This is a genomic window from Chthoniobacterales bacterium (assembly GCA_035274845.1).
Taxonomy (GTDB): Bacteria; Verrucomicrobiota; Verrucomicrobiia; order Chthoniobacterales; family UBA10450; genus AV80.
This window is the reverse complement of record DATENU010000004.1, coordinates 37,246-52,947: the sequence shown is the minus strand read 5'-3', so window position 1 is coordinate 52,947 and position 15,702 is coordinate 37,246. Positions and strand designations below refer to the sequence as shown.

General features: G+C 59.5%; 11 protein-coding genes. 6 read left to right on the top strand and 5 right to left on the bottom strand.

The window, feature by feature from the left end; translation table 11 throughout:
* The first annotated feature begins 148 nt into the window (after positions 1-148).
* The 4 genes from VJU77_01360 to VJU77_01345 all read left to right on the top strand — a co-directional run bounded on the left by VJU77_01360 (position 149) and on the right by VJU77_01345 (position 3,850).
* Entirely contained in the window at positions 149-1,219 is a 1,071-nt protein-coding gene (locus VJU77_01360; GenBank protein ID HKP01984.1) for a hypothetical protein, read from the top strand.
* A gap of 529 nt (positions 1,220-1,748) precedes the next feature.
* Positions 1,749-2,576, top strand: coding sequence for a hypothetical protein (locus VJU77_01355; protein ID HKP01983.1), 828 nt, complete (start codon positions 1,749-1,751; stop codon positions 2,574-2,576).
* Positions 2,577-2,582: 6 nt separating this feature from the next.
* Positions 2,583-3,158 carry a GNAT family N-acetyltransferase gene (locus tag VJU77_01350; GenBank protein HKP01982.1) on the top strand — a complete coding sequence of 192 codons (576 nt, stop codon included), beginning with the start codon at positions 2,583-2,585 and terminating at the stop codon, positions 3,156-3,158.
* The gene (locus tag VJU77_01345; protein HKP01981.1) at positions 3,155-3,850 is read left to right on the top strand and encodes an amino acid racemase; all 696 of its coding nucleotides are present in this window, start codon (positions 3,155-3,157) and stop codon (positions 3,848-3,850) included. The genes VJU77_01350 and VJU77_01345 overlap by 4 nt, the downstream gene beginning before the upstream one ends.
* 90 nt (positions 3,851-3,940) lie before the next feature.
* Here the strand turns inward: VJU77_01345 and VJU77_01340 are convergent, their stop codons facing one another.
* The 4 genes from VJU77_01340 to VJU77_01325 all read right to left on the bottom strand — a co-directional run bounded on the left by VJU77_01340 (position 3,941) and on the right by VJU77_01325 (position 5,657).
* Positions 3,941-4,627 carry a hypothetical protein gene (locus VJU77_01340; GenBank protein HKP01980.1) on the bottom strand — a complete coding sequence of 229 codons (687 nt, stop codon included), beginning with the start codon at positions 4,625-4,627 and terminating at the stop codon, positions 3,941-3,943.
* Positions 4,628-4,882: 255 nt separating this feature from the next.
* Positions 4,883-5,056: a hypothetical protein gene (locus tag VJU77_01335; protein ID HKP01979.1), complete on the bottom strand. Its 174-nt coding sequence runs from the start codon at positions 5,054-5,056 to the stop codon at positions 4,883-4,885.
* A gap of 45 nt (positions 5,057-5,101) precedes the next feature.
* Positions 5,102-5,320, bottom strand: coding sequence for a translation initiation factor IF-1 (infA, locus tag VJU77_01330; GenBank protein ID HKP01978.1), 219 nt, complete (start codon positions 5,318-5,320; stop codon positions 5,102-5,104).
* A gap of 58 nt (positions 5,321-5,378) precedes the next feature.
* Positions 5,379-5,657, bottom strand: coding sequence for an RNA-binding protein (locus VJU77_01325; GenBank protein ID HKP01977.1), 279 nt, complete (start codon positions 5,655-5,657; stop codon positions 5,379-5,381).
* A gap of 398 nt (positions 5,658-6,055) precedes the next feature.
* Between VJU77_01325 and VJU77_01320 the strand changes: the two genes are divergently transcribed.
* Together VJU77_01320 and VJU77_01315 are read left to right on the top strand one after the other, a co-directional pair.
* Entirely contained in the window at positions 6,056-12,940 is a 6,885-nt protein-coding gene (locus tag VJU77_01320) for a HAMP domain-containing protein (GenBank protein HKP01976.1), read from the top strand.
* A complete protein-coding gene (locus VJU77_01315; GenBank protein ID HKP01975.1) occupies positions 12,925-15,087 on the top strand; it encodes a response regulator in 2,163 nt (720 codons plus the stop codon). The genes VJU77_01320 and VJU77_01315 overlap by 16 nt, the downstream gene beginning before the upstream one ends.
* 400 nt (positions 15,088-15,487) lie before the next feature.
* Here the strand turns inward: VJU77_01315 and VJU77_01310 are convergent, their stop codons facing one another.
* Positions 15,488-15,700 (bottom strand): type II toxin-antitoxin system HicA family toxin, encoded by a 213-nt coding sequence (locus tag VJU77_01310; protein HKP01974.1) that lies wholly within the window; start codon positions 15,698-15,700, stop codon positions 15,488-15,490.
* Positions 15,701-15,702: the final 2 nt, after the last annotated feature.

The window sequence follows — 15,702 nt, the reverse complement described above, 5'->3', positions numbered from 1 at the left end:
TTCATCGCAATCCAAACCGCCCCCTACATCGGAACAAAATCGCATCATCATCCGCGACATCGCGACGGTTCCGTTTTCCGAACTCTACGATGTCTTCAAAGCGGCGTCGCACGAACAGCTTCTGGCTTGGGCCCGCGATCTGGAACAAATGCCGCGCGGTCCGCGCCAGCACGCCGCCGTCACTGCGTACTACAAGAGCCTGGTTCAAGTTGATCATCACGCTGCTCTCGAGGCGCTTTCTCAAGCGACCAATCTATTCATGCGAGACGTGGGCGAGGACGCCTTACTAAGAGCGGCACCAGAATCCATCTGGCAGGACGTCGCGGTGGCGCTGGCCCAAATGCGCTACCCCGCGCGGGGGTGGGGGCGAGAAGATGTGATCTTGAACTGGAGTCGGGTCGATCCGGTAGCAGCAAGCAAGTTTATCGAAGGGCATCCTATCAGGGCAGAGCAAAAGCCCCCCGACGAAGAAGATCCGCGGGTGTCTTCGCTGCTGAAGAATTGGGGCGAGATCGACCCAACCGCTGCCAAGATCTGGCTTGAAGCAGACACGTCGCGTCAGACTAAAGAAGCTTTCCGCGCATTTCTCACAAGTTGGGGGCATGTCGATCACGCGGCGGCAATTGATTATGCAGTTGCGAATCAACGAAAACCAAACTTCGAGCCAGCGATCAATGAGCTGGTCTATGACTTTGTCCGCCCAGCCAAAGAGGACGCGAGCAAGTTGATTTTGTTGTTACCACCCGAACAGGCGAAGGCTGCATTGAAAAACGTCGCGGACATTACGAACCCGGAAGTTATCAATCCGAATCTCGATCGGCCGCCAGATTATCAACGTCCTCCCGATGAAGTAGCGCGTTGGATGGTGAGTTTGCCTGCGGAACTCTGGAAAGAAAGCATTGGCCCAGTCGCGCAACGGTGGCTGGCGGACGATACCATTTCCGCGACAGCCTGGTTCGATCAGCTCGACCGGAACAGTCGGGAAATTGCCATCGTGAGCTTGTGCAACGCCAGGATGTCGGCCCCACGCGACGACGTATTCAAGCTCGCCTGGACGATCGGTAATCCAGAGCTGCGGGAGAAGACGCTTGGAAAGGTCGTCCGAACTCTTCGAAGGGATTACTCGGACCCAATCGAAGCCGTAGATGATTTTTCGATCTCAAACGAGCAAAAGGCGTATTTGCGAAAAGTATTGTTGGAGGGTGACAATGGCGACTAGATCTCGGCTATTCGCGGCCCTGGCGCTGTTACTCATCGTCGTAGCAGCCTTTTTCTCCGGACGCGCCGTCGAAGAAAGAGCGTTTGCTGAGAAGATGCGCGCCAATTCCGGTGCTTCGACGCTTGCTCCGTCACCGACACCGAGCGGCGCTCCTCTGGTTTCCCATCAGCAACCGGTCGTTGCCGATATCTTCGCCCTGCCGTTCGCTGAGTTTTATGAGGCCTTGCGGTCCGCGCCCGGCGCTGCCCGGGAAAAATGGGTAGCTGAACTGGCGGCGATGCCGGACGGCCCGCGGCGGAGGGCAGCGGTTTCTGGGTTCTACAAACTTTTGGTTCAGTTTGATCCCGAAGCCGCCGCCAAAGCAATCAGTGCGATAAGAGACGAGGCATCCCTCAGACTGGCGCTCGGCGCGGCCGTCGATTCCGCCCCTGGCTTTGCCATGCCGTTAATGGCAGAACTGACTCTTAGTTTGCAGGATCGGTTGACTGGCAAACGCGATTATGTTCCGGACGTCTTGATCGAATGGGCGTTGATCGACGCTCCCGCGGTCGCCCATTTCATCGACGATCATAAAGAGGCAATCGATGAATTCGGCCGCGGCAGATACCTCCACGTTGACGAGGTGGTTTCAATCTGGGCAACAGCCGATCCCAAAGCGGCAAAAGAATGGATTGATCGGGCACAAAGATGGGGTGGTTGGGAGATTCGTAAGTTTTTTATGGAGGGATGGTATGAGAACGACCGCGCCGCTGCGATTTCCTACGCACTGGCTCATGTTGAAGATGAAGATATGGGTCCCGCGGTCGGCTCGATCGTTTGCAACCTGTACTCTGATTCAAAAGAAGAAGCAGCGAAGTTCATCGAGAGTTTGCCCGAGAACAAAAGGGCGGAGGCCTTGGCGGAAGCGTTTCATAATCTCACCCTTGGAGACGAAAAGGAAACAGGCGACACAGTCTTTACGCCGCGGGCCATAGCCTCCTGGATCATTCAGTTTCCACCAAAGTATTGGCACGAAGCGCTAGGACGCTTATTTCGCTTTAGCTGGGCGAACGCGGAAGAGATGCTCTCTTGGATTCAGGAGCAGGCGCCTTCCATCCGCGAGCCGTTGGCTGCCGATTACGAGGCGCCTTTTTCGAATTCGCCTTCCGAAAAAGTTATGCCGGTTCTGCAGGAAGCTGACGTTGGACTTCGCGATCATTTGTTCAGGGCCCTCTTGAAGAATGAGAGCCTCGATTTTGATGAAGCGATGACTGCGATTGGCGAGGCGCCACTCTCGACTGAACAGAAGCAGCATTTTCGGCAAATCATCGAGGCCGTGAAAGCCGAGAAGGAGCGGGACGCCATCAGCGAAAAGTAATGTTGCATGACAGACGACGGCGTCTCATTTCTTGTCCGGCAGGCGCGGGTAAAAGATGCCGCCATCATCGCTCGGCATCGGGCGCGGATGTTCCAGGATATGGGAGAGCTTTCGGCAGCAGTCTTCGAGGATTTTGTCGAGGAGGCGCGAGGCTGGCTGGAACGCGGGCTGGCGAGCGGGGAATACGTCGGTTGGCTGGGAGTTCCAAGAGACAAGCCGGAGATAATCGCCGGCGGGGTAGGAGTGCAGCGACGGCAGGTGGCGCCGCACCCCTTCACGGACCGGCGGTTTGAAACCGCCGTTGGTTTGGTCGGCGGTGTAGACACCGCCGCTCCTTGGTCGCGCGAGCGCGGATTCGCGAAGGGACGGCAAGCGATCGTGATCAATGTTTTTACCGAGCCTGAGTGGCGACGGCGCGGACTGGCCCGGTTGTTGATGGAGGAGATTGTTCGCTGGGCGGGAAGCGAACGGCTCGATCGGCTCGTACTGCATGCGTCGGACGAAGCGCGGGTTCTCTATGAGCGCATGGGGTTCGTGCCGACGAACGAGATGCGGTATGAAGGTACGTTCGACGAACCATGAAGCAGCTGGGAATCATTGGCGGGCTGGGGCCTGAATCGACGATCGATTACTACGAGACCCTGATCGCGCTCTATCGGGAGCGACAGCCGGATGGCAGCTACCCGCCGATCCTGATCAACAGCATCGACATGCGCCGGGCCGTAAAGGCCCTCGAGGCGGGCGACCTCAAGGCGCTGGCCGATTATCTCCTCGCGGCGCTTCAGAAGCTCCAGCGCGCGGGTGCGGATTTTGCAATTGTGAGCGCGAACACGCCCCATATCGTTTTCGACGAACTGGAGCGGCAATCGCCGCTCCCGTTAATCAGCATCGTGTCCGCCACCTGCGAGGCAGCGAAGGCGCGAAGGCTAAAACGTGTCGGTCTTTTCGCGACCCGATTCACGGTGCGCGCCGGGTTTTATTCCGACGTCTTTTCCAGGCAAGGCCTGACGATTATCGCCCCGGACCCAGCGGAGCAGGATTATATTCACGACAGATACATGAACGAACTGGTGCCCGGAATTTTTCTGCCGGAAACCCGGGCCGGCTTGCTCGCAATTGTCGATCGCCTGGCGCGGGAGGCGGGGATTGAAGGCCTGATTCTCGGCGGAACGGAATTGCCGCTCATCCTGCGGGAAGAAGCTTATAACGGCATCCCGTTTCTTAATACGACGAGGATTCACGCCCAGGCGGCGATCGACCGGATGTTCTCGTAAGTTTGGTGGATCGGGCGCTCCGTCGCGCGATGCGTTTGGTGGATCGGGCGCTCCGTCGCGCGATGTTTCGTCGGGTTGGCCAAGCGGGGATTAGCTCGCATCGAGCGGCGGAGCGCTCGATCCACCTTCGGTGGCGGTGCTGGCGCGCCATTCCTGGCGGGTGTCCGAGATCAACGGCACCCATTGAATGAAGGCGCGAATCACGGAGGCCAGATAAAAGAGGAGCCCGATCCCCTGGAGGCCGATCAGAATCAGGTGTCCCTGATGGTTAAGGAAGAATTCCGGGTTCGCGTGAATGGCGAAGGCGCTGCCGGCGTTAAAGAGAAAGATCACCGGGATGATGATGGTGATGTTGAGGCGCTGATCTTTGCTGACCAAGGCATAGAGCCGGCTGCCGACGGGTCCCGCGCTGTCTTTCCGGCGAAGCCTGACGATGCGCAGATCGTAAACAAACAGCGACCAGACCACGAACGCGTAAACGGCCGTGAGAACGAACCAAAGGTAAGGGTCGTTCAGGTGAGTGAAGGCGATCGCTTCGATGAGGGTGCAGGTGATGTAGAAAAAGTTGTGCACGAACTCGAGCGGCCATCGGATCAGGGTGAGAGTGTGAATGAGGGAGCGCGACCAAAAGAGGAGGATGATGAGAAGGCCGGTGGCGACGTAGGGCCAGGCCGCTGAATTATTGCTCGAGAGGACCATCCGGGCGTTCTCGACGAGAAAGTAAAGGGCAACGCCTTGGATGATGCTGCAAAGGGTCAGCTCGATCTCGACGACCATCGAGTCGAGTTCTCGGCGATTACCACCAGGGGAAGTCACGACGCGAGTGGTAACGAGCCAGCGTGCGGAATGTCAAGCGCGCCGCGATGTTCCTTGGAGCCGGCCTGCCATCAGGCCGGGGGGAGGGAGCGCGGCTGCATTCAACGGCCCGAGGGCGGGCCGTCTCCAAGGAGGGGCCGGGGGGATGGAGCGCCGCTGCACTTAACGGTACGGCCTGAGGGCAGGCCGTCTCCAAGGAAGAGCCGTCTCCAAAAACTACCGCGCGAGGACGACGTCTTTTTTGGTCCAGGCGTGGACCTGCTGACAATGCGGGCAGCTCAACTTGTGATTTTTGAGCGGCGTGTCCGCGTAGAGCTCTTCATCGATCGTGAGGCCAGTGGCGGTGAGCTTCGCCGTGGCGGGACATCGGACCAGGATTCGTTTGATCATAGCTGTTTTTTTCACGTGGCCGCCGACGTTACCCCTTACGACTACTTAACCGAGCCGGTAAACGATCCGCGCTTTATCGACGTCGTAGGGGGACATTTGAAGTTTTACCCGATCGCCGGTGGTTAGGCGAATAAAACGTTTGCGCATTTTTCCAGAGATATGCGCCAGGACAAGATGGTCATTGGCCAGCTGGACGCGGAACATGGTCCCCGCCAGGACGGAAATGATCTTACCCTCGAGTTCGATTGCTTTTTTGGAGTCCATGGAGAGTGGCAGGCCGGCGCCCGTTTAGAGCACCGGCCAGCCGGTTCAAATTGCCGGGTTAGCGACGTGCTCCCGAAAATTGGCGCGGACGCTCTTCCCGAGGCCGGGCTTCGTTGACGGTGAGGGTGCGTCCCTGGACTTCCTTGCCGTTGAGGGCGCCGACCGCCGCGTTGGCTTCGGTCGAGTCAGCCATGGAGACGAACGCAAAGCCGCGGGAGCGGCCGGTTGCGCGATCCATCATGAGGGCGACGTCCGTGACTTTGCCATGTTGTTCGAAAAGATCCTGGAGATCGTTTTCAGTGGTCTCAAAAGAGAGATTACCTACGTACAGTTTCATTGTGATTTTTTGGAGCCATACCTGCCAGCTACAGAGCCGTTCCCGGGAACCGGGTTTCAAATCACCCCTGAGGAAATCTCAGCTGACGATCTACCACGCAACGAACAAAACAGAACTTAATCCAATAGTCGGGGACTCTCGGCGGCTTTCCCCGAAACGCAAGCTATACTTCCCGAGAGAATTCCGTAAAATCTTACACCTTTTCACCCTACCAAAATCGAATCTCAACAACGGCCCTCGATAAGGCCCGGAATTTTGTGACCGGCCCTGCTCTACGAACTTCGGCGGAGGCAACGTCAGGTTGTCGCCAGCACCGTTTTTGCTGCTCTATTTACCTTCCGAAGCTGCCCCGCGACGGGGTCCCATTTTCCCGTGATCCTTTTCAAGCCTGAACGCCTATGAAAACGAAACAAAAATCTCCACCGCCGCGCCCGGCGGTCGACCTCGAGAAATCGAAGCCGAAAACCCCAGCCGCACCGCCCGCGAAAGCAGGTAATGGCTCTACCCTCAACGGTGAGGGCCTCGACCAAAAGCAACTGCTCAGCGCGTTGACCGCCTTCAAGCGCGGCGATTTTTCCGTCCGGCTGCCGGACGCCTGGGTCGGCATGGCCGGCAAGATTGCGGACACGTTCAATGACGTGATTGGATTGAACCAACGGCTGGCGCGGGAGCTGGACCGGATCGGGCAGGTAGTCGGCAAGGAAGGCCGGATTTCGCAGCGGGCGTCGATCGGCGATGTCTCGGAGAGCTGGGCGGAGGCGATCGGGTCGGTCAACGGCCTGATCGGCGACCTGGTGCATCCGACGAGCGAAATGGCGCGCGTCATCGGCGCGGTGGCCAAGGGTGACCTGTCGAAGACCATGGCGACCGAGATCGAAGGCCGGCCGTTGCAGGGTGAATTCCTGCGCACAGCGAAGACGGTGAACACGATGGTGGACCAGCTGGGCGCGTTCGCCTCGGAAGTAACACGTGTGGCGCGCGAGGTGGGCACGGAAGGAAAGCTCGGCGGTCAGGCGAAGGTGAAAGGCGTGGCCGGCACCTGGAAGGATCTGACCGAGAACGTCAACCTGATGGCCGGCAACCTGACGGCGCAGGTCCGTAACATTGCAACCGTCACCACGGCGGTGGCGAACGGCGACTTGACCAAGAAGATCACGGTCGACGTTAAGGGCGAGTTCCTCGAGCTGAAGGACACGGTCAACGTCATGGTGGACCAGCTCCGCTCGTTCGCCTCGGAAGTGACCCGTGTGGCGCGAGAAGTGGGTTCGGAAGGAATTCTAGGCGGCCAGGCGCGCGTCGAAGGCGTTTCCGGCACGTGGAAGGATTTGACGGACTCCGTGAATTTCATGGCGCGAAACCTGACCGGCCAGGTCCGTAACATCGCGGACGTGACGACAGCGGTCGCGCGCGGCGATTTGTCGAAGAAGATCACCGTGGATGTGAAGGGCGAGATTCTCGAGCTGAAGAACACGATCAACACGATGGTGGATCAGCTCAGCTCGTTCGCGTCGGAGGTGACCCGCGTGGCCCGCGAAGTAGGCACGGAAGGAAAACTGGGCGGCCAGGCGGACGTGAAGGGCGTAGCCGGCACGTGGAAGGATTTGACCGACTCGGTGAACTCGATGGCCGGTAACCTGACCGGCCAGGTGCGAAACATCGCGGAGGTGACGACAGCGGTCGCGAACGGCGACTTGTCGAAGAAAATCACCGTCGATGTGCGCGGAGAAATTTTGGAACTGAAAGACACCATCAACACGATGGTGGACCAGCTCCGCTCGTTTGCCTCGGAAGTGACCCGCGTGGCCCGCGAGGTGGGTTCGGAAGGTGCGCTCGGCGGTCAGGCCGACGTGCGTGGCGTGGCCGGCACCTGGAAAGATTTGACCGACAACGTGAACATGATGGCGGGTAACCTCACCGCGCAGGTGCGAAATATCGCCGAGGTGACGACGGCAATCGCGAATGGCGATTTGTCTCGGAAGATCACGGTCGACGTTAAAGGCGAGATTCTGGAAATGAAAAACACGATCAACACGTTGGTTGATCGACTGAGCTCCTTTGCATCGGAAGTGACGCGTGTCGCGCGCGAAGTGGGTTCCGAGGGAATCCTGGGCGGCCAGGCCGAAGTGCGTGGTGTTTCGGGGACGTGGAAAGATCTCACCGACTCGGTGAATTTCATGGCCGGCAACCTCACCGCGCAGGTGCGCAACATCGCCCTCGTCACGACGGCGGTCGCGAACGGCGATCTGTCCAAGAAAATCACCGTCGATGTGAAGGGCGAAATCGCCGAGCTGAAGAACACGGTCAACATCATGGTGGACCAGCTGAGCTCGTTCGCCTCGGAAGTGACGCGCGTTGCTCGCGAAGTGGGTTCGGAAGGAATCCTGGGCGGCCAGGCCGAAGTCAAGGGCGTCGCCGGCACGTGGAAAGATTTGACCGACTCGGTGAACTCGATGGCCGGTAACCTGACCGGCCAGGTGCGCAACATCGCGGAAGTGACGACAGCGGTCGCGAACGGCGACTTGTCCAAGAAGATCACCGTCGATGTGAAGGGCGAAATCCTGGAGCTGAAGAACACCATCAATACGATGGTCGATCAGCTTTCCTCGTTCGCGGCGGAAGTGACGCGCGTGGCGCGCGAAGTGGGCACGGAAGGACGGCTCGGTGGCCAGGCCGACGTGCGCGGTGTCGCCGGCACGTGGAAGGATTTGACCGACTCGGTGAATTTCATGGCCGGTAACCTGACCGGTCAGGTGCGTAACATCGCCGAGGTCACGACGGCCGTCGCGAACGGCGACTTGTCGAAGAAGATCACGGTCGACGTTAAGGGCGAAATTCTGGAGCTGAAGAACACGATCAATACGATGGTGGACCAGCTCAGCTCGTTCGCGGCGGAAGTAACACGGGTGGCGCGCGAAGTAGGAACGGAAGGACGACTGGGCGGCCAGGCGGACGTGAAGGGCGTCGCCGGCACGTGGAAAGATTTGACCGACTCGGTGAACTCGATGGCGGGCAATCTGACCGGCCAGGTGCGAAACATTGCCGAGGTCACGACCGCGGTCGCGAACGGCGACTTGTCCAAGAAGATCACCGTCGATGTCCGCGGCGAAATCTTGCAGCTCAAGGACACGATCAACACGATGGTGGACCAGCTGCGTTCGTTTGCTTCGGAAGTAACGCGGGTGGCCCGCGAAGTGGGTTCGGAAGGAAAACTCGGCGGTCAGGCCGACGTGCGGGGTGTCGCCGGCACGTGGAAGGATTTGACCGACTCGGTGAATTTCATGGCCGGTAACCTGACTGGCCAGGTGCGTAACATTGCCGAAGTCACGACGGCGGTCGCGAACGGCGACTTGTCGAAGAAGATCACCGTCGACGTGAAGGGAGAAATCCTGGAGCTGAAGAACACTATCAACACGATGGTGGACCAGCTCAGCTCGTTCGCTTCGGAAGTGACCCGCGTGGCGCGCGAAGTGGGAACGGAAGGACGGCTGGGTGGTCAGGCGGATGTGAAGGGCGTCGCCGGGACGTGGAAAGATTTGACCGATTCGGTGAATTCGATGGCCGGTAACCTGACCGGCCAGGTGCGAAACATTGCCGAGGTTACGACCGCGGTCGCGAACGGAGACTTGTCCAAGAAGATCACCGTCGACGTCCGCGGAGAAATTCTCGAACTGAAGGACACGATCAACACGATGGTGGACCAGCTTCGTTCGTTCGCGTCGGAAGTGACGCGCGTGGCGCGCGAAGTGGGTTCGGAAGGCGCGCTCGGTGGCCAGGCGCGCGTGGAAGGCGTTTCCGGAACGTGGAAAGATTTGACCGACTCGGTGAATTTCATGGCGTCGAACCTCACGACGCAGGTCCGAAACATCGCGGCGGTGACGACGGCGGTCGCGACGGGCGACCTTTCGAAGAAAATCACCGTCGACGTTAAAGGCGAAATTCTTGAGCTGAAGAACACCGTCAACACGATGGTGGATCAGCTGAACTCGTTCGCGTCGGAAGTGACCCGCGTGGCGCGCGAAGTGGGCACGGAAGGACGTCTCGGTGGCCAGGCCGTTGTGAAGGGCGTCGCCGGCACGTGGAAAGATTTGACCGACTCGGTGAACTTCATGGCCGGCAACCTGACCAACCAGGTGCGCGGTATCGCGAAAGTTGTGACGGCGGTCGCGAACGGCGACCTGAAACAAAAGCTGCTCGTGGAAGCGAAAGGCGAGATCGCCGCGTTGGCCGACACGATTAACGGCATGACCGACACGCTCGCCATTTTCGCCGACCAGGTCACGAGCGTGGCGCGCGAAGTGGGCGTCGAAGGAAAACTCGGCGGCCAGGCGAACGTGCCGGGTGCCGCGGGAACATGGCGCGATCTCACCGACAACGTGAATCAGCTCGCCGGCAATCTGACCTCACAGCTGCGCGCGATCGCCGACGTGGCGACGGCGGTGACGAAAGGCGACCTGACGCGATCGATCCAGGTCGATGCCCAGGGCGAAGTCGCGTTCGTGAAGGACAACATCAACGAGATGATTCGCAACCTGAAGGACACGACGTTGCGGAACGACGAGCAGGACTGGCTCAAGACCAACCTCGCGAAATTCACCCGGATGCTGCAAGGCCAGCGCGACCTGCTGACGGTCGGCCGGCTAATTTTGTCCGAGCTGGCGCCGGTCGTCTCCGCGCAACAAGGCGTGTTCTACATGATGAACGGGTCGATCGAAGAGCCGGAGCTCCAGCTTCTCGCGAGCTACGCCTATCGCGAACGCAAAGGGGTGAACACGCGGTTCAAGCTCGGCGAAGGCCTCGTCGGCCAGGCCGCTCTCGAGAAAGAACGCATTCTTCTCACCCGCGTCCCGCCCGATTACGTGCAGATCAGCTCGGGCCTGGGCGAAACCGCGCCGATGAACATCGTGGTGCTGCCGATCCTGTTCGAAGGCCAGGTGAAAGCGGTCATGGAATTGTCATCGCTGGAGCAGTTCAACCCGACGCACCACGCGTTTCTCGATCAGCTTACGGAAAGTATCGGGATCGTCTTGAACACGATCGAAGCGAACACGCGCACGGAAGATCTGCTCAAGCAATCGCAGTCGCTCGCTTCCGAATTGCAAAGCCGTCAGGAGGAATTGCAGCAGACCAACCAGGAGCTGGAAGAAAAGGCGCGCCAGTTGTTCGAGCAGAACGAAGAAGTGGAGCGGAAGAACCGCGAGGTCGAGCAGGCGCGCCAGGCGCTCGAAGGCAAGGCGCAGCAGCTCTCGATTACGTCGCGTTACAAGAGCGAGTTCCTCGCGAACATGTCCCACGAGTTGCGCACGCCGCTCAACAGCCTGCTGATTCTGGCCGAGCAGCTCTCCTCGAATCCGGACGGCAACCTGACTCCGAAGCAGGTGGAATTTGCCCGGACGATTCGCGGCTCGGGCAAAGACCTGCTCCGGCTCATCAACGACATTCTCGATTTGTCGAAGATCGAATCGGGCACGGTCACGCTCGACGTCGGCGAAGTGCGATTCGAGGAAATGCGCCAGACGATGGAGCGCACGTTCCGTCATGTCGCGGAAGGCAAGGGAGTGAATTTCAACATCGAGGTCGATCCACGCGTGCCTCGCGCGGTGCAGACCGACGCTCAGCGGCTCGACCAGGTGTTGAAGAACCTGCTCTCGAATGCGTTCAAGTTCACCGAGCGCGGTTACGTGAATCTGCGGCTCGCGCCGGCCAACGGTGGCTGGTCGCCGGATAACCAGAGCCTCAACCGCGCCGAATCGGTCCTGGCCTTTGCGGTCAGCGACAGCGGCATCGGCATCCCGATGGATAAACAGACAACGATCTTTGAGCCGTTCCTCCAGGCGGACGGGAGCACGAGCCGGAAATACGGCGGGACGGGACTCGGTCTCGCGATCAGCCGGGAACTGGCGCGCGTGCTCGGCGGCGAAATCCGCGTGGAAAGTTCCGAGGGCCGCGGCAGCACCTTCACGCTGTTCCTGCCGCAGAATTACAGCGTCTCACCAATGGATCGCGCGGCGGCGAAAGTCATGCCGGCGGCGGCGGCGGAGGAGGAGCCACACGAAATCGCGGAGCCGCCCCCGATGGAATTTACGCTCGATGACGACCGGGCCAATATTCTGCCGCACGAAAAATCAGTCCTGATCATCGAGGACGACCGCGATTTCGCGCAATGGCTGCTCGACGTCGCGCGGCAGAACGGCTTCAAGGCCGTGGTCACGCCGCGGGGAAAATCAGCGCTCAATCTGGTGCGCGAATTTTCGCCGGCCGCGATCACGCTTGATTTGAGCCTGCCGGACATGGACGGCTGGCACATTTTGAACCGGCTGAAATCCGACTTGGCGACCCGTCACATTCCAGTCTTCGTGATTTCGGCGCGGGAAGAGCCGAAGAATGTGCTGCGGATGGGCGCTCTGCGATTTCTCACCAAGCCGATCGACGAAGGTCAGATCCGGGAGATCTTCGAGAAGGCCAATGAATTGGACCAGACGAAGGCGAAGAAGCTGCTCGTCATCGAAGACGATGAAAGCCAGCGCACCAGTATTCGGGAACTGGTCGGAAATTCGACGGCCAAAGTGGTGGAAGCCTCGGACGGGAGCGCGGCGCTCCAGATGTTGCGGAGCGAACCGGTCGATTGCGTGGTGCTCGATCTAATGCTGCCCGACATGTCGGGCTTCGAGTTGATCGAGAAGATTCGTGACGAACATGAGCATCTGCCCATCATCGTTTACACCGCCAAAGATCTGTCGCAGGAAGAGGAAGAGAAACTCAATCGAATCGCCCAGACGACGATCGTGAAAACGGTCCGCAGTCCCGAGCGGCTTTTCGACCAGACGGCGCTCTGGCTCCATCGCGACGCGGCGACGTTGCCGGAGGACAAACAGGAAATGCTCCGGCGCTTGAACGATCCGAACGAAATCCTGGCCCGCAAGAAAGTCCTGATCGTGGATGACGACATTCGGAATATCTTCGCGATGACGAGCATGCTCGAGCGCTACAAGATGGAGGTGCATTCGGCTGAGACCGGGAAGGCCGCGCTGGAATTGTTGAAGGCCGAGCCGGAGACTGACCTGGTGCTGATGGACATCATGCTGCCGGAGATGGACGGTTACGAAACCATTCGCGCGGTCCGGAAGATGTACGGGTTTGAGCAATTGCCGATCATCGCCCTCACCGCGAAAGCAATGAAGGGGGACCGCGAGAAATGCATCGACGCCGGAGCGAGCGATTACATCTCCAAGCCCGTGGATAGCGAACGTCTCCTCACACTGCTGCGCAATTGGCTGCACCGCTGACCATGCCCGGAGATCCCAGCACGAAGGAAGCGACCGAGAAGAGGGTCAGCATCCTGATTGTCGACGATCGGCCCGACAAGATGCTGGCTTATGAGACGATCCTCGCCGAGCTGAATGAGAATATCGTCTGCGCGCGTTCGGGAAAGGAAGCGCTGCGTTGCCTGCTCAAACAGGATTTCGCGGTGATCCTGCTCGACGTAAACATGCCCGTAATGGACGGCTTCGAAACCGCCGCGCTGATCCGGCAGCGCCCGCGGTCCGAGACCACGCCGATCATTTTCATCAGCGCGGTGAACGACACCGAAACGCACGTCTCGCGTGGTTACTCGATCGGGGCGGTCGATTACATTCTCACCCCGGTCGTCCCGGAAATCCTGCGGGCGAAGATCGCGGTGTTCGTCGACCTCTTCAAAAAAACCGAGCAGGTAAAGCGGCAGGCGGAGGAGCGCGAGAAACTCATTCGCGAACAGGCGGCCCGCGCGGAAGCCGAAGCGCGCCAGGAACGGCTCGCCTTTCTCGCCGATGCCAGCAACGTCCTCGGCGGCTCGCTCGATTACGAGGAGACCTTTCGCAACCTGGCTGCGCTGGTCGTGCCACGGGTTGCCGATTTTTGTGTCGTTCTGGCCGCCGAAGAAGACGGTGCGATGCATCACGTCGCCGTCGCGCATCGTGATTCGGCCGATGAGCCGGCCCTGCAGAAATTAGCTGAGGAATTTCCGCCGAGCGCAGCCGCCCAAAAAACCGGGGCGCACGTCTTGAGTACCGGGAAATCGCAGATGGTCTGCGACGTTCACAATGGCGAGTTGCGTGAAGTCTTTACGGAAAAGGCCGATCGAGACTGGCTTCGTTCCCTGTCTGCCCGGTCCTTTATCGCCGTCCCGCTACGGGCGCAGGACCGCGTTCTGGGCGCGATTGTGATGATCAATACGAGTCCGGGCCGAATCTGCGGGCCGGAGGAACTTTCCCTGGCGGAAGAACTGGCGCACCGGGCCGCACTCGCGCTCGATAATGCCCGCCTCTACAAGTCAGCCCAAAAAGCCCGTGCCGAATCCGAGCGCGCGAATCGCGCCAAGGATTCGTTCCTGGCGATGCTGAGCCACGAGCTGCGGACACCGCTTACGCCAGTCCTGACGTCCGTCTACGCCCTCGAACACACCGCCGATTTGCCTGACGAATTGCGCGCCTCGCTCCAGATGATCCGGCGCAACGTTGAGCTCGAAGCGCGGCTGATCGACGACCTGCTCGATCTCACCCGGATCAGCAAAGGCAAGGTGCAATTAAGCCTGGAGATGGTCGATGCGCATGTCCTGCTTCGCAGCGCCCTTGAAATTTGCCAGGCGGATATCGACAAGAAAGGGCTTTCGCTACGGACCGAATTCGCGGCGGAGAGAGTCTCTCTCAAAGCCGATCCGGCCCGGTTACAGCAAATCTTTTGGAACCTGATCAAGAACGCGGTGAAATTTACGCCCGCCGGCGGACGCCTCGAGATTCGGACGCGGAACGAGGAGGGGCAGTTGCGCGTGGAAATTTCCGATAACGGAATGGGGATCGACGCGGAAACGTTGCCGAAGATTTTCAACGCCTTTGAGCAGGGCGACCGGAGCCGGCTGGGTGGACTGGGCCTTGGGCTCGCGATCAGCAAAGCGCTCGTTGAGACCCACAGCGGAAAGCTCACCGCGGAAAGCGAGGGCAAAGACAAGGGCGCTACCTTCACGGCTTTTTTCCCCATCGCCGAGCGGGACGCAGACGCGGGCAGCGGCAGCGTTGCGGCCACTCCGCCCGCCCGGAAATCGATGCGCGTTTTGGTGGTGGATGACCATGAGGACACCAATCGATCCCTTACCCAGCTCCTCAGGCGTCGCGGATATCACGTCCAGACGGCGAACAGTGTCCAATCGGCTCTGGAGGCCGCGGCGCACGAGCATTTCGATGTCCTGGTGAGCGACATTGGCTTGCCGGACGGCAGCGGGATCGAGCTCATGCAGAAACTCAGGAATGATCACCCCATTTTCGGTATCGCCCTGACCGGTTTTGGAATGGAGGAGGATCTCCGGCGCAGCCATGACGGCGGGTTCAATCACCATCTGATCAAACCCGTGGATCTGAACCGGTTGGACGCGCTCATTCAGCAGGCGGACAACTCGTAGAACTGCCTGGCGACTGTTTTGGGTCAGTGGTCACCTAGGCTGCGCATCTGGCGGTCACGCCGATCGTTGCACCTGTTTATTTCACCACGTCGACAACGACGTTTCTGAGCTGAATACCTCCTTGTCCGTTAATTTGTTCGATTTCGCCACGAACGTGAACTCGGTCCTTGCTAGTAAGAAGCGGCAAACGCTCGTGCCCTTTGTATGGAACGCGGAAGTATACCAAGACTGGCGGAGTTAAATTCGGGCCAGTCGCGTTGTCGTCGGTTGACAGCGATACGAACATCTCGTCTGACGCCATGGTCATCAACGCCCGCATCCTGCTTCTCCACGCCGCGACTGCATAAGCAGCTACCTTGTTAATGACGCCGCGTCTTTCGGGACGAGTTTTCGGTAGGAATCACAGCAGCGCACGAAATTCGTCGACGGTGAGACCCGCGTCTTTGACGATCCCGCCCATGGTGAGCGCATTCACTGGATTGTGCCGCGGAATCGTGACGAAGCGTTGACCGTTGGTCATGACGACGTGTTTGCCTTGTCGAACGATTTTGAAGCCGGCTTTCTCCAGCGCTTGGATGGCGCGGAGGTGATTGACGCCGGGAATCTTCGGCACAA

What these genes read in the sequence shown, in the direction of transcription:
- VJU77_01360 (HKP01984.1), top strand. Translation starts at nt 149, where the DNA reads ATGCCGCGCGGTCCGCGCCAGCACGCCGCCGTCACTGCGTACTACAAG.
- VJU77_01350 (HKP01982.1), top strand. Translation starts at nt 2,583, where the DNA reads ATGACAGACGACGGCGTCTCATTTCTTGTCCGGCAGGCGCGGGTAAAA.
- VJU77_01345 (HKP01981.1), top strand. Translation starts at nt 3,155, where the DNA reads ATGAAGCAGCTGGGAATCATTGGCGGGCTGGGGCCTGAATCGACGATC.
- VJU77_01340 (HKP01980.1), bottom strand. Translation starts at nt 4,627, where the DNA reads ATGGTCGTCGAGATCGAGCTGACCCTTTGCAGCATCATCCAAGGCGTT.
- VJU77_01335 (HKP01979.1), bottom strand. Translation starts at nt 5,056, where the DNA reads ATGATCAAACGAATCCTGGTCCGATGTCCCGCCACGGCGAAGCTCACC.
- infA (HKP01978.1), bottom strand. Translation starts at nt 5,320, where the DNA reads ATGGACTCCAAAAAAGCAATCGAACTCGAGGGTAAGATCATTTCCGTC.
- VJU77_01325 (HKP01977.1), bottom strand. Translation starts at nt 5,657, where the DNA reads ATGAAACTGTACGTAGGTAATCTCTCTTTTGAGACCACTGAAAACGAT.
- VJU77_01320 (HKP01976.1), top strand. Translation starts at nt 6,056, where the DNA reads ATGAAAACGAAACAAAAATCTCCACCGCCGCGCCCGGCGGTCGACCTC.